Genomic DNA, 13504 nt, shown 5'->3' on the forward strand with positions numbered 1-13504 from the left:
CTGACCCTGCCCTATTCGAAATTCGTCCACGGGCTCTACCGCTTCGCGGCCCTCGCCCGCGCCGCGGCCGAGCGGCGGGCGGCGGAGCAGACCGAGGGTTAGTGGAACTACCCCTCACCGCCCAATGAAAGACGGTGCCTCCATGGAGGCACCGTGCTATTTCCTAAATTAGGTCGCCGTTCTGGCCGCACTCAGTGCTGAAAACCACCGACCCCGTGCTGCAACCAGCGCCTGAACCATCTGTTCATTGCCGACCTCGCAGAGTCTTATTGAGAGAAACGCTCTTTGCAGAGGCTCATCAGTTCTTCCAACGGCGGCCAGCCCGCCATCTCCTGACGGAATATTGCGCCTGAATGGACTTGCCTACGGCTCATCGAGACCGGAACGGGCACGATCCGGGGATTGCGCGTTTCAGTCAGCGCGGCATCGGGCAGGATGCATAGGCATTCGCTGTTTTGCAGCAGTCCGATCGCAGAAATAAGTGACTCGCATCTTATCTTTACGTCTGGAGAAAAGCCCACCCGCTCCAGCGGCGCGTGCATCGTCGCATCGGCATAGTTAGGGTCGCCCGAATAGACGAGCCAAGGATAATCAAGCAACCATTCGGGCTCAATTTTTCTGCCGTACCGAGCCCGAGCGAAGACGGGATGGTCCTCGCGCGCAACAACCACGTCGTTTACGGAGGTAAATTGCATCGCCTGCAACCGCCGATCAGCCGGACCGATGATCTGGGTCCCGCCGAACAGGATGTCGCAGCGGCCTTCGAGCAGGTCGACCATGTTGCCGTCACCCTGGAGGTTCTGCAGGTCGATGACGAGTTCGGGGAAGCGCTCCTGCAGCCGCCCGATCAGCTTCGGGAGCACCACGGCACGCCAGAGCGGGCCTGCGCGCAGCAACAGCCGGCCACGAAGACTGGCGTCGGAGGTCTTCAGTTCCTCCTCAGCGATCTCCCAGTGCCGCGCCAACCGCTGCACGGAGGCGAGTACCCGAGCACCGTACTGGGTGAGCGTGACGCCTTGTGAGCTGCGCTCTAGCAGCGGCTGGCCGAACCGCGCCTCGAGCTGCGCAATGGTGCGAGAAAGCGCAGGCTGAGTGACGTTCAGCACCGCCGCGGCCTTGCGTAGGCTGCCTGCCTCGGCAATCGCCTTCAGCCGGAACAGGTGGGTCATCTGATCCAACATGGGTGATAAAATCCAGTTATAGGGGTGACGTGTTATTATATTATCTTCTGATCCCCATGCGGTGTACAGAAGCATTGAGCGTCGCGCCCTGGAGGTGGGAGTAGCGGCGTCCAGGGGAGGAATACTATGCACAAGATCTCGTACGGCGGGCTTTCCCGCCGGAGCTTTCTGCAATCCACGGCTGCGCTGGGTGTCGTGGCGCTGGCCGGACCGGCGTTGGCACAATCTGCCGACTTCGGACCCGCGCCTAAGGGGCTGCCGCCGGCGAACGGGCCGGTGCGCTGGCTCGACACGGGCGACCAGAAGGGCATCTTCATCAAGAAGTATCTGACCGAGTTCGGCAAGGCCCGGGACGTCAAGGTTGTCTATGACGGGCTGCCCTGGAAGCAGCTCAACACGGTGGTTCCGCTCGGCATCTCCAACAACTCGGCGCCCGACACGTTCAACCTGCCGCAGACGCTGGAACCGGCGGTGGCGATCTCGGAAGGCTGGTTGCAGCCCTTCGACGATTACATCCCCGATTTCGAGAACTGGAAGAAGGCCTTCCCCGACGGCGCCTTCGTCGAGGGCATCAACGTCTTCGGCGGCAAGACCTACGGTTTCACTTTCTCGACCAACCGCCGTTTCGAGAATGCGGTGCTGTTCGACCAGAAGATGATGAACGAGGCCGGCTACGACAAGATCGGCGCTGATCAGGCGCTGACGTTCTCCGAGATGCGCGATGCCGCGAAGAAGATCACGAAGAATTCGAAGGGCAAGGCCTTTGGCTTCATTATTGGCGGCAGCCAAGTTCAGCGCTGGGGCGATGTGGCCACCATGCTGGCACAGCGTGGCGGGGCGCCGGTGGGCTTCCGCGGCCTGATCGAGGGCCTCAACCTGAAGACCGGCGAATTCGCCTTCGACGACGATGCCTATGTCGCCGGGGTGGAGCTTCTCCTCGGCATGCGGGACGACGGCTCGGTCTTCCCGGGCTCACTGACCATCATTGCGCCGCAAGCGCGCTCCTTCATCACTCAGGGCGCAGCTGGCATGATCATTCAGGGTCCCTGGAACATCCCGATCTGGGAGAAGAAGGTGCCGAACTGGAACTTTGGCGTCTCCCCCGGCCCGGCGCCAGACAAGGCAGCGATGGAGAACCCGGTCTGGGTCGGCCAGCTCCCGAGCTCGACCAACATGATGTGGCTGAACGCCAAAGCGAAGAACCCTGCCTATGTCGGCGACTTCGACCACTGGTTCGGCTCCATGGCCGGCCAGATCGCCTATGCCGAGATCGGCAGCTGCGGCGACCCGGCGATCTTCCCGGAGGCGTCAAAGAAGGCCGACCTCTCGAAGCGGGCCCACGCGATGCTTGCCATGGCGGAGAAATACGTCCGGATCTCGCCGAATCCGTTCGTTCGCAACCCGGAGCTGGGCAAGGTTGCCGCGGTCTATATCGCGCCGACGCCGACATTGAGCCAGACCGTCCAGGGTCTGTTCGCGGGCCAGCTGAAGGGAGTGAAGGAGACACTCAAGAAGCTCTCCGATGCGCAGAACAAGGCGCTCGATGCCGCGATCGCCAAGGCCAAGTCCCAGGGTGCCAAGGTAAGCCGGAACGATTTCGTCTTTGCGGACTGGAATCCCAAAACCGACTTCGGTCCCGCGGACTACGCGAAACTCTGAGCCGCAGCGCCGCGGCCAATTAGCCATTGGCCGCGGCCTTGCCGGTTGCAGGCGCAGACAACACCCCAGTCACGAAGGGCGACCACAGCGATGGTGGCATATGCGAATGTTTCTGACATCGGCAGTCCACCGCCGCGAAAGCGCCTGGTCGCCCGGATCTGGTCAGCGCGCCTCGACTACCTTTTCCTCGTTCCGGGCCTGATCATCTTCGGGGCCTTCATCGTCTGGCCGCTGATCGCATCGATCTATTATTCCACGCTGGATTGGAGCGGCTTCAGCCGCAATGCCACATATGTCGGCCTCGCCAATTTTCGCGCGCTCTTGCAGGACTCGTATTTTCTGTCTGCGCTCTGGCGATCCTTCGTATTCACGTTGATGACCGTTCCGCTGCAGATGCTCCTTGGTCTCGTCTTCGCGATCGTCCTCAACAACAAGCTACTGAAGTTCTCGACGCTGTTTCGGGCCCTCATCTTTCTGCCGGTCGTGGCGCCGGTGGCGGTGATCGGCATCGTCTGGGTGCTCCTGCTCAGCCCGTTCAACGGACCGATCAACGGCTACCTGCTCGACGGCCACCTCGTCCAGCGTGCGATCGACTTTCTGGGCACACCAAACCTGGTCATGTGGTCCCTGGCAGGGATCTTTGTCTGGAAATGGACCGGGATCACGATGATCTACTGGCTGGCCGCGCTGCAGACGGTGCCCGACGAGCTTTACGAGGCGGCCAAGCTCGATGGTATCCGGATGCGCCAGGTCGTCGTCCACATCGTTCTGCCGATCATCGCACCCTTTGCGGCCGTCATAGCCCTGATCTCAGCAATCTGGGCGCTCAACGTGTTCCCGCTCATCCAGGCCACAACCGAGGGCGGGCCATTCTTCTCGTCCGAGGTGATGGAGGTCTTCATCTTCCGCAACGCCTTCGCCCCGCCCTCCGGCCAGTTCCCGCGCCTGGGATATGCCAGCGCAGCGGGCGTGCTGTTCGGTGTCGCGATCATGTTCCTGACAATCCTTCAAGCGCTGGCTGTGCGCCGTGCGCGGGCCCGGCGGGGAGAGAACGGGAATGACTGACGCCACGCATTTCAGGGCGCCGAGGCGCGAGGGCTTCTTCACTCCGAGGCGCCGGCGGTTCCTGACCTCGGTCGTACTCGCGGTGATCTGCGCGATCTGGGTCTACCCGATGGTTTGGATGATCGCCGCCTCGTTCAAGCCGAACTCGGAGCTTTTCCGCAATCCGGGCCTGATCCCGATCCACCCGACGTTTGGGAACTACGTCCGCGCCTGGACCGAGGCACATATTCAACGCTACTTCTTCAACACGCTCTTCGTGGCCGTCGGCTCGGTGATCATCACTACGACCTCGGCGGCATTGATGGGCTATGTCCTGGGGCGTCGGCCGATGCCGGGCAAATGGTTGCTCATGGGCCTGATGGTGTTCACCGTCTTCATCCCGCAGGGCTACACCATCATCCCGGTGTTCGAGCTTCTGAGCCGTCTCGGCCTGGGTCAGTCGCTGTGGGGGCTGATGCTGGCCACCTGCGGACAGTCGATCGTCGTCTTCACGCTGCTCTTCGCTGGATACTTTACCCAGGTGCCGAACGAGCTCGACGAGGCCTCGAGGATGGATGGCGTCGGCCCAGTGAAGACTTTCCTGTTCGTGATGCTGCCGCTTGCCAAGCCCATCATCGTCACCGTGGTGGTGCTGCAGTCGCTGCAGGCCTGGAACGACTTTCTGCTGCCCCTGGTCATCACGCTGGCCAATCCGGCGCTGCGGACGCTCTCGGTTGGCATCTATTCGTTCAAGGGCGAGAACTTCGTCGATTGGGGCGGCATGACCTCCGCCTCGACGATCGCGATCGTGCCGATCATCCTGCTCTTTCTTTTCCTGCAACGCTACTTCATCGACGGCCTCGCCGGCGCGGTGAAGGGTTGAACCGGAGACCGGAATGTCCTCAGTCAAACTCACCAACGTCACCAAGCGGTTCGGCGCGCTGGAAGTGATCCGCGGTGTCGACATCGAAATTGGCGGCGGCGAGTTCTGCGTCTTCGTCGGGCCGTCCGGCTGTGGCAAGTCCACGCTCCTGCGGCTGATCGCGGGGCTCGAGGAGATCTCCTCTGGCACGATCGAGATCGGCGGGCGCCGGGTGAACGACGTCGACCCCTCGCACCGGGGCACGGCAATGGTGTTCCAGACCTATGCGCTCTACCCTCACATGACGGTGGAGCGGAACATGGGGTTCGGCCTGCTGATGAACGGCATGCCGAAGGTGGAGGTGAAGAGCCGAGTCGACAAGGCCGCCCGCATCCTGCAGATCGAGAAGCTCCTTGGACGCAAGCCGCGCCAGCTCTCGGGCGGGCAGCGGCAGCGGGTAGCGATCGGCCGCGCCATCGTGCGTGATCCGGATGTGTTCCTGTTCGACGAGCCGCTCTCCAACCTCGACGCCGAACTGCGGGTGGCAACGCGGCTCGAGATCGCGAAGCTGCACCACCAGCTCGCGGGGTCGACCATGATCTACGTGACCCACGATCAGGTCGAGGCGATGACGCTGGCCGACAAGATCGTGGTGCTGCGCGATGGATCCGTGGAGCAGGTGGGCGCACCGATGGAACTTTACGAGAGCCCGGCGAACCAGTTCGTCGCGGGTTTCCTTGGCTCGCCTAAGATGAACTTCGTCAGGCTGGAGGGCGGGATCACGCCCGATGGCCGCAAGCTCGCGCTGAGCGGCGATCAGGCGGTGCGTGCCGCCACGCTCGGCATCCGTGCCGATGCGCTCGAAGCCGCGGCACCGGGCGAAGGGGCGCTCGCGGGCGAGGTGTCGGTGGTGGAACGCCTAGGTGATTCCGATTTCGTCCATTTCCGAACGTCTTGGGGACAGGAGCTGGTGGCGCGCTTCCCCAACGGCTCAGGAGCGCGGGTGGGCGCGGCGCTCGACTTCGCGATCACCGGCCAGACGCATTTCTTCGATGCCGAAGGGCTCGCGCTGTCCGGCATCACGCTCGACCCGGCCCAGACGGCCGGCGCGACGGTCTGAGGGGAGGCACGCATGCGCCCGAACATCATCTTCATCCTGTGCGACGATCATGCCTCCCGGGCGATCTCAGCCTATGGGGCGGGGATCAACCACACGCCGCATATCGACCGGCTGGCGGCCGAGGGGATGCGGCATGATGCGACCTATGTGACGAACTCGATCTGCACGCCCTCGCGGGCGGCGATCCTGACCGGGACACATAACCACGTGAACTGCGTCACCACGCTGGATACGCATATCGACAACCGCCTGCCCAATGTCGCCAAGCACCTGCGCGCCGGCGGCTACGCTACGGGGATCTTCGGCAAGTGGCACCTCGGCGAGGGCGTGGCGCATGAGCCGACGGGCTTCGACGAATGGGCCGTGGTCCCCGGCCAGGGCGATTACTGGGATCCGGCCTTCATCTTCCCCGAGGGGCGGCGGCGGATCCCGGGCTATGCCACCGACATCATCACCGAGATGTCGGTCGATTTCATCGAGCGTCGCGCCGGGGGCGAGAAGCCGTTCTTCATGATGTGCCATCACAAGGCGCCGCATCGGAACTGGCAATACCACCCGCGCTACCGCGACATCCACGCGCCGGGCACGATCCCGCTGCCCGCCACCTTCGACGACGACTATTCGAACCGCGCCAAGGCCGCCGAGGTCGCCAAGATGCGGGTGCGCTCGGACATGGTCTACGAGGACCTGGGCCTCGTGCAGCCCGAGGGTGGGGCGGATATCGCCGGCCCCCTGATGGTCGACGACTGGCACATGCGGAAGGTCCCAGAGCTTGCGCCGGGCGAGACCATTTCGGTCCTCTGCGCCGAGACCGGCGAGCGGTTCAGCTTCGACGACCCGCAGGCCTTCGCCGAGTTCAAATACCAGCGCTACATGTCGCGCTACCTGCGCACCGTGCAGGCGATCGACGACGGGGTAGGCCGCATCCTCGAGACGCTGGATGACCGCGGCCTGACCGAGAACACGATCGTCATCTACACCTCCGACCAGGGGTTCTTCCTCGGTGAGCACGGCTGGTTCGACAAGCGATTCATGTATGAGGAGAGCTACCAGATGCCCTTCCTCGTGCGCTACCCGGCGGCAATCCCGGCGGGGGCGACTTCGAAGGACATCGCCTGCAACGTCGACTTCGCGCCGACCTTCCTCGATTATGCCGGTCTGCCGGTGCCCTCCTACATGCAGGGCCGCTCCATGCGCGGCGTGCTGGAGGGGACAACGCCCGGGGACTGGGATCAGCTCGCCTATCACCGCTACTGGATGCACAACGATGCGATCCACGAGGCCTGGGCGCATTACGGGGTGCGCGATCAGCGCTGGAAGCTGATCTACTGGTACAATGACGACCTCGGCCAGCTCGGCGCGCGGCCCAACGGGGCGGCGCCAGAATGGGAGCTCTTCGATTGTGAGGCCGATCCCTACGAGCTGACCAACCTCGCGAGCGACCCAGCCCATGCCGGGGTCTTTGCCGAGATGCTGGCCAAGCTCGACGCCAAGATGGCCGAGATCGGCGATGTGGCGGAGCATGACAGCGCCGCTGTCCTCGCGGCGCTGGGGGGGGCGGGCTGACATGGGCTGCTGCGCGGATCGCTCGACGGGCGGCGCGGGCGGAGGCGGCGAGAAGCCCGGCCACGCCCTGCCCGAGGCGGCCCGCGCGATCGCCGATGCCACCCCGCCGGAGCGGATCCGTTTCGCCGGCGGGATCGGCCATACCGGCACCACTTCCCCCGCGATCCCCACCGACGGCGAGGGGCTGGTGCGCAAGGTCCGACTGAAGCCCTTCGCAGCCGACGCGAGCCTGGTCACCAACGCACGGTTCGCGGCCTTCGTTGCCGCTACCGGCTATGTTACTGAGGCCGAGCGCTTCGGCTGGGCCCCGGTCTTCCGCCTGCTCCTGCCCGATCCCGAGAGCATCCCTCCCTCGCAATCGCGAACGCCCTGGTGGGTGAAATGCGACGGCGCCTGGTGGGCCGAGCCGGAGGGCCCGGGAAGCCATGTCGGCGCGCGGGCGGATCACCCGGTCGTCCATGTCTCGTGGGCGGACGCCCGCGCCTTCGCCGCCTGGGCCGGTGGCCATCTGCCGAGCGAGGCGGAATGGGAACATGCCGCCCGCGGCGGGCGTTCGGGCGATCCGCGCTTCCCCTGGGGCGACCGCGAGCCGGATGACACCGAGTTCCTGCCCGCCAACATCTGGCAGGGCCAGTTCCCCGAGATCAACAGCTGTGCCGACGGCTGGCTCGGCACCTCGCCAGTGGGGGCCTTCGCGCCGAATGAGGCCGGGCTCTACGATATGTCTGGTAATGTTTGGGAGTGGACGTCGGAGCCCTTCCGCATCCGCTCCGCCAGCCGAGGCGCACAGGCCCGCAACGAACTAGCCCGCGCCGCCGACCAGAAGGTGATGAAGGGCGGCAGTTTCCTCTGCCATGTCTCATATTGCTACCGCTACCGCATCGCCGCGCGCTCCGGCACCTCGGCCGACAGCGGCACCTCGAATACCGGCCTTAGGGTGTTCTACAACGACTGAAGGGAAGGCCCCATGCGCGCGATATTCGTCCTGTTCGACAGCCTCAACCGGCTGGCTCTCGGCCCTTATGGCGGCTCGATCGGCACGCCGAACTTCGATCGGCTCGCCCAGCGTGGGGTGACATTCGACAAGCACTATGTCGGAAGCCTCCCCTGCATCCCGGCGCGGCGCGACCTGCAGACCGGGCGGGCGAGCTTCTTTCACCGCAGCTGGGGGCCGATGGAGCCCTTCGACCGCTCCTTCACCGGCGTCCTGCGCGAGAAGGGCGTCCATTCCCGGCTCGTGACTGACCATTACCACTATTTCCGTGAGGGCGGCTCGCATTACCACACCCGCTACGACAGCTGGGACCTGATCCGCGGGCAGGAGAACGACAATTGGAAGGCGCTGGTCGATCCGCCGCTGGAGCGGTGGGCACGGGATTACGACCCACGCCATTACCTCGCCGAGGGCCTGAAGATCCGCCAGCGCCACCTGATGAACCGTGAATATGAGCGGGGCGAAGAGGACATGCCGATGCCGCGATGCTTCGACGCCGGTTTCGAGTTCCTCGAGGCGAACCGCGCGGCCGACGACTGGATGCTCCAGCTCGAGCTCTTCGACCCACACGAGCCTTTCGACGTGCCCGAGCGCTTCCGCCGCCCCGGCGACAGCACCTGGCAGGGCGGGGTTCTGAACTGGCCGCCCTACAAGCGGGTCGACGAGACGGAAGAGGAGATCGCCGAGATCCGCGCCTCTTACGCTGCGCTGGTCCGGATGTGCGACGAATACCTCGGCCGGCTACTGGACTACATGGATGCCCATGACATGTGGCGCGACACGGCGCTGGTGGTGACCACCGATCACGGCTTTCTGCTGTCAGAGCACGACTGGTGGGGCAAGGGGCGGATGCCCTATTACGAAGAGCTCGTGCATACCCCCCTCTTCGTCTGCCACCCGGACCATGCCGGCCGTGGTGGGCACCGCTGCGGCGCGCTCACTCAGACGATCGATGTCATGCCGACCATCATCGACATCTTTGGCGGCACCGTTCCGGCCGAGGCGCGAGGGCGCTCGCTCCTGCCGCTCGTGGCAGGTGCCAAGGCAGAGGACCGTATCGTGGCCTTCGGCTATTTCGCCGGGCCGGTGGGCGTGATGGATGGACGCTACAAGATGCTCCACTACCCGCCAGACATCGCCGGCAAGGGGTTGCACGAATACACCCTCATGCCACAGCATCTCGCCGCGCCGTTCACGGTGGAGGAACTTCAAACTGCCCGTCTCCATCCGCCCTTCGATTTCACCCGGGGCATCCCGCTGCTGCAGATCGACGCGCTGATCGGCGCGGCGCGGCCGCCCGGACGGTTTGATGACTGTGCGTTTCGCCTGTTCGATCTCGAAACAGATCCGCAAGAAACGCGCCCGTTCCGTGACGCCGAGATCGAGGCACGGCTCTACGCCGGGCTCGGTGCCTACATGGAGGCGCATGACGCTCCGACGGAATACGCCACCTGGCTGGGACTGAATGAAAGGGCTCAAAGCCATGAACCCACCCCCTGACAATCGACCGCATATCGTTCTGGTCATGACCGACCAGCAGAGGTTCGACACGATCCGCGAGACCGGCGCGAGCTGGATGGAGACACCCGTTCTGGACCGGCTGGTGCGTGAGGGTGTCTACTTCGAGAACTGCTTCGTCAACGCACCCTCCTGCGTGCCGTCCCGGGCGTCGCTGTTCAACGGGCTCGAGCCGCATGCCTCGGGGGTGCTGCGGAACGGCCAGCCGTGGTCGCGAACCTGGGTCTCGAACCTCGCTGCGGCCGGTTACCACTGCGTCAGCGTCGGCAAGATGCATACCATTCCCTATGACGCAAAGGCCGGATTTCACGAGCGCTTCGTGGTGGAGAACAAGGATAGGTTCTACGAAGGGCGCTGGTTTGCTGACGAGCTCGACAAGGCGATCGCGGCGCATAAGCTGCAGAAGCCGTCCCGCGCAGGATACCGGGCCTTGCCGGATTACCGCGACCGCCTCGGCGCGGTCGACTGGGCCTTGCCGCGCAGCCTTCATCCAGATGCCTTCGTTGCCGACACCGCCCGCTGGTGGCTGGAAACGCGCCCCAAGCCGGAGAGGCTGTTCCTTCAGGTCGGTTTTCCCGGCCCGCATCCGCCCTACGATCCGCCGACCGAGTATGCCGCCCGGTATCTGGACAAGGCCGGCCTGCCGGTTCCCTCCGTCACGCAGGACGAACTCGACCATCTGCCAGCCTATCTGCAGGAGAAGCGCCGCCATGACGTCGAGGTGGATCACGATGCGGTCGCCTGGAAGGCGGATCCGACAGAAGCCGAATACCGCCGTCTGCGCGCCCATTACTATGGAAATGTCACCCTCATCGACGAGGAACTCGGCAGACTGATCGAGACGCTCGAGCGAACCGGATATCTGGAGAATTGCGTGGTCATCTTCATGTCCGACCACGGCGATGCGCTCGGCGATCACGGCCTCAGCCAGAAATGGTCGATGTACGAACCTGTGGTAAAGGTTCCGGCGCTGGTCTGGGCGCCCGGACGGTTTGCGCCGCGGCGGGTGCGCGAGCTCTGCCAGCTGTTCGACTTCGGCCCGACGATCCTGGATCTGGCACATGCCGATCATCCCAGACCCTGCCAGGCGCGTTCGTTGCTGCCGGCACTGACCGGAGAGGGGTTCGAGGGCCGCCAGGTCGTGTTCTGCGAGCAGGCCGGCGACGTTTCGATGACGGGCGCGCGGCTCGTCTCCATGGTCCGAGACGCGGAGTGGAAAGCGGTCTTCATCCATGGCGCAGAGGACGGCCAGCTCTTTGACCTGACGGCCGACCCGGGCGAGACCCGGAACCTCTGGGGCGACCCTGCGTCCCGGGGCACGCGCGACCGGCTTGCGCGGGCCTATCTTCAATGGCGCCAGGACGGCCTTCTTGACACAATGGATCGTTACGCTGAAGCGCGGTAGCCGAAGAATTGAATATGTAGCGAAGAGGATGTGTCGCAAACTTTTCAGTTCTGCGGCTGTCGGTGATATGTCAACGTTATCAGATAGTTGGTGAGGGGTTTGTCGTGATCGAGTTCAAGGGCGTGCACTATCCGTAGTCGGTGATCCTACATGCGGTGTTCTTCTATCTCCGTTACGCCGTCTCCTACCGTGACCTGTAGGAGATCCTGGCGAAGTCGTCACCCTTATTGGCTACCTCCTGTCGAGTGGGCTCAAGAGCCTTACGGGACAGCAGATCGTGCTCTGTGCCGGGGCCTCGCTGTAGCTGGTGTCCGACGGTGCTGACGCTCTCGTGATGCACGAGCGTATTTGGGCGGCACCAGCTTTTCCGCTCTCGCTGCGAATGTCGGATTGGAGGGGCCGCAGCGCAGAATGTTGGTGGTAGCAAGGGCGGCAGCATTGCGCCACGTCACTTCCGTTCGCGGCCACCGATGAAGGCGCAGGCCATTAGCACCGTCGAGACGAACATCATCAGTGTGGAGACGGCGGCGATGGTTGGGTCTATCTGGTTGCGCAGGGCGTTGAACATGATCCGCGTCAGCGTGGGGTGGTCTCCGCCGGAGATGAAGAGGGCGATCACCACCTCGTCGAAGGCGGTCAGGAAGGAGAGCACAGCCGCCGTCACAACGGCAAAACGGATCTGCGGCAGTGTCACCCGAATGAAGGCCCCGAAGCGGGTGGCGCCGAGGTTTCGCGCCGCCATCTCCTGGCGCGGGTCGTGGCCGCGCAGCGCTGCCGTGATTACCATGAACACGATCGGCACGGCGAGCGTGCTGTCGGCTAGGACCAACCCGCCGATGCTGTCGAGCAGTTTGATCTTTACGAAAATATAGAAGATGCCGATCGCGGTTAGGATGACTGGCACGATGATCGGCAGCAGCAGGATCACCCCGGCCAGCTGCGCCAGCCGCATCCGGCTGGCACTCAGCCCGTAGGCCGCCGCGGTGCCGACGGTGGTTGCCACCAGAGAGGTCAGCACCGACACTTCGAGCGAGGTCTCTGTCGCCTGCTGCCAGGTGATTGAGCCGAGGTAGTGCTCATACCAGTGTAGAGAGATGTGCTGCGGCGGAAATTCCAGAAACCGCGAGGCCGAGAAGGACATCGGGATCACTAGGAGCGTTGGCAGCACCAGGAAAGCGAGCAGCAGGCCGCTCAGCAGGTAGAGCCACAACCGGTCGCGGTGGGTAATGCCGGTCTCGGTCGCCGAGGATCCGAACCAGCTCATGCCCCGCCTCCGAAGATCCGGTCAAGCCGGGCGAAGCGCGAGGCAGTGAAGAGGATCGTCAGGGTGATGACAAGCAGCACCACGCCGAAGGCGCTGGCTGGGCCCCAGCTAAAATAGAGCTCAACATCGCCGGCGATGCCGTTCGCTGCCATCACGATCTTACCGCCGCCGAGGACGGCAGGCGTCACATACGAGCCCAGACAGAGGATGAAGGTAATCGTACCGCCGGCAAAGAGACCGGGGCGCGAGAGCGGAAGATAGACATGCCAGAAGACCTGTATGGGCCCGGCCCCGAGGTTTGCAGCGCCGCGCACATAGTCGCGGTCTATCGCGCGCATCGAATTGTAGAGCGGCAACACCATGAACGGGAGCATGATGTGGACCAGCCCGACTACCGTGCCCTCCATGTTGTAGACCAGCGCTAGCGGCTTCTGCCAGAACCCCAGATGCTCACCGATGACGTTGATCAGCCCATCGCGCTGCAGAAGGACCAGCCAAGCGTAGGTTCGAACCAGGATCGAGGTCCAGAATGGCATCAGCACCCCGAGCATCAGGACGCCGGCGACGCGGCGTGGCAGTTGCGCCAGCAGATAGGCGAGCGCGTAGCCCAGCACGATGCACATCGCCGTCACCGTGAGGCTGATCTCGAAGGTCATCGCGAGGATGCGCCTGTAGGAGGGCTGGTCGATCAGACGCTGGTAGTTGGCGAGAGTGAAGGCGCCGCCCTCAGTCTGAAACGACAGGAGAAACAGCCAGGCGATCGGCAGTACCACGACGAGTCCCACCAGAAGAAGCGCCGGCAGGCTGAGCCCGAAGAGCATCCAGCGCTCGCTGCGGGCGTCGCGCCCCAGTTCCGTGGCATTCGGGCCCTCTGCGGCTAAGGCCTTCATC

Annotated in this window: 11 protein-coding genes and 1 pseudogene; 9 read left to right on the forward strand and 3 right to left on the reverse strand. The window is 64.1% G+C overall.

Annotated elements, in window-relative coordinates; all coding sequences use genetic code 11:
* Positions 1–266: 266 nt before the first annotated feature.
* The gene (locus EIP85_RS14340) at positions 267–1181 is read right to left on the reverse strand and encodes a LysR family transcriptional regulator (RefSeq protein WP_206615544.1); all 915 of its coding nucleotides are present in this window, start codon (positions 1179–1181) and stop codon (positions 267–269) included.
* A gap of 126 nt (positions 1182–1307) precedes the next feature.
* Between EIP85_RS14340 and EIP85_RS14345 the strand changes: the two genes are divergently transcribed.
* From EIP85_RS14345 to EIP85_RS14385, 9 genes and pseudogenes are all read left to right on the forward strand, one after another.
* Positions 1308–2840 carry an ABC transporter substrate-binding protein gene (locus tag EIP85_RS14345; RefSeq protein ID WP_127902906.1) on the forward strand — a complete coding sequence of 511 codons (1533 nt, stop codon included), beginning with the start codon at positions 1308–1310 and terminating at the stop codon, positions 2838–2840.
* 90 nt (positions 2841–2930) lie between these two features.
* A complete protein-coding gene (locus tag EIP85_RS14350; RefSeq protein WP_127902907.1) occupies positions 2931–3905 on the forward strand; it encodes a carbohydrate ABC transporter permease in 975 nt (324 codons plus the stop codon).
* Positions 3898–4767, forward strand: coding sequence for a carbohydrate ABC transporter permease (locus EIP85_RS14355; RefSeq protein WP_127902908.1), 870 nt, complete (start codon positions 3898–3900; stop codon positions 4765–4767). Before EIP85_RS14350 ends, EIP85_RS14355 begins: the two co-directional genes overlap by 8 nt.
* Positions 4768–4780: 13 nt before the next feature.
* Complete coding sequence (locus EIP85_RS14360; protein ID WP_127902909.1) at positions 4781–5866, forward strand: ABC transporter ATP-binding protein; 1086 nt, start codon at positions 4781–4783, stop codon at positions 5864–5866.
* A 12-nt stretch (positions 5867–5878) separates the two neighbouring features.
* Entirely contained in the window at positions 5879–7432 is a 1554-nt protein-coding gene (locus EIP85_RS14365; protein WP_127902910.1) for a sulfatase family protein, read from the forward strand.
* The gene (locus tag EIP85_RS14370) at positions 7389–8387 is read left to right on the forward strand and encodes an SUMF1/EgtB/PvdO family nonheme iron enzyme (RefSeq protein WP_241560049.1); all 999 of its coding nucleotides are present in this window, start codon (positions 7389–7391) and stop codon (positions 8385–8387) included. Before EIP85_RS14365 ends, EIP85_RS14370 begins: the two co-directional genes overlap by 44 nt.
* 12 nt (positions 8388–8399) lie before the next feature.
* Positions 8400–9926: a sulfatase gene (locus tag EIP85_RS14375; protein ID WP_127902911.1), complete on the forward strand. Its 1527-nt coding sequence runs from the start codon at positions 8400–8402 to the stop codon at positions 9924–9926.
* Positions 9910–11349: a sulfatase family protein gene (locus EIP85_RS14380; protein WP_127902912.1), complete on the forward strand. Its 1440-nt coding sequence runs from the start codon at positions 9910–9912 to the stop codon at positions 11347–11349. The genes EIP85_RS14375 and EIP85_RS14380 overlap by 17 nt, the downstream gene beginning before the upstream one ends.
* A gap of 104 nt (positions 11350–11453) precedes the next feature.
* A pseudogene (locus tag EIP85_RS14385) lies at positions 11454–11546 on the forward strand (IS6 family transposase); the annotation flags it as partial.
* 251 nt (positions 11547–11797) lie between these two features.
* Here the strand turns inward: EIP85_RS14385 and EIP85_RS14390 are convergent.
* Entirely contained in the window at positions 11798–12613 is an 816-nt protein-coding gene (locus EIP85_RS14390; protein WP_127902913.1) for an ABC transporter permease, read from the reverse strand.
* Positions 12610–13503, reverse strand: coding sequence for an ABC transporter permease (locus tag EIP85_RS14395; protein ID WP_127902914.1), 894 nt, complete (start codon positions 13501–13503; stop codon positions 12610–12612). The genes EIP85_RS14390 and EIP85_RS14395 overlap by 4 nt, the downstream gene beginning before the upstream one ends.
* Between the last annotated feature and the right edge of the window lies 1 nt (position 13504).

The organism is Solirhodobacter olei (assembly GCF_004010155.1).
GTDB classification, from domain to species: domain Bacteria; phylum Pseudomonadota; class Alphaproteobacteria; order Rhodobacterales; family Rhodobacteraceae; genus Solirhodobacter; species Solirhodobacter olei.

Excerpts from the sequence above, each read along its gene's own strand:
- EIP85_RS14340 (WP_206615544.1), bottom strand. The coding sequence starts at position 1,181 with ATGTTGGATCAGATGACCCACCTGTTCCGGCTGAAGGCGATTGCCGAG.
- EIP85_RS14345 (WP_127902906.1), top strand. The coding sequence starts at position 1,308 with ATGCACAAGATCTCGTACGGCGGGCTTTCCCGCCGGAGCTTTCTGCAA.
- EIP85_RS14350 (WP_127902907.1), top strand. The coding sequence starts at position 2,931 with ATGGTGGCATATGCGAATGTTTCTGACATCGGCAGTCCACCGCCGCGA.
- EIP85_RS14355 (WP_127902908.1), top strand. The coding sequence starts at position 3,898 with ATGACTGACGCCACGCATTTCAGGGCGCCGAGGCGCGAGGGCTTCTTC.
- EIP85_RS14360 (WP_127902909.1), top strand. The coding sequence starts at position 4,781 with ATGTCCTCAGTCAAACTCACCAACGTCACCAAGCGGTTCGGCGCGCTG.
- EIP85_RS14365 (WP_127902910.1), top strand. The coding sequence starts at position 5,879 with ATGCGCCCGAACATCATCTTCATCCTGTGCGACGATCATGCCTCCCGG.
- EIP85_RS14370 (WP_241560049.1), top strand. The coding sequence starts at position 7,389 with ATGACAGCGCCGCTGTCCTCGCGGCGCTGGGGGGGGCGGGCTGACATG.
- EIP85_RS14375 (WP_127902911.1), top strand. The coding sequence starts at position 8,400 with ATGCGCGCGATATTCGTCCTGTTCGACAGCCTCAACCGGCTGGCTCTC.
- EIP85_RS14380 (WP_127902912.1), top strand. The coding sequence starts at position 9,910 with ATGAACCCACCCCCTGACAATCGACCGCATATCGTTCTGGTCATGACC.
- EIP85_RS14390 (WP_127902913.1), bottom strand. The coding sequence starts at position 12,613 with ATGAGCTGGTTCGGATCCTCGGCGACCGAGACCGGCATTACCCACCGC.
- EIP85_RS14395 (WP_127902914.1), bottom strand. The coding sequence starts at position 13,503 with ATGAAGGCCTTAGCCGCAGAGGGCCCGAATGCCACGGAACTGGGGCGC.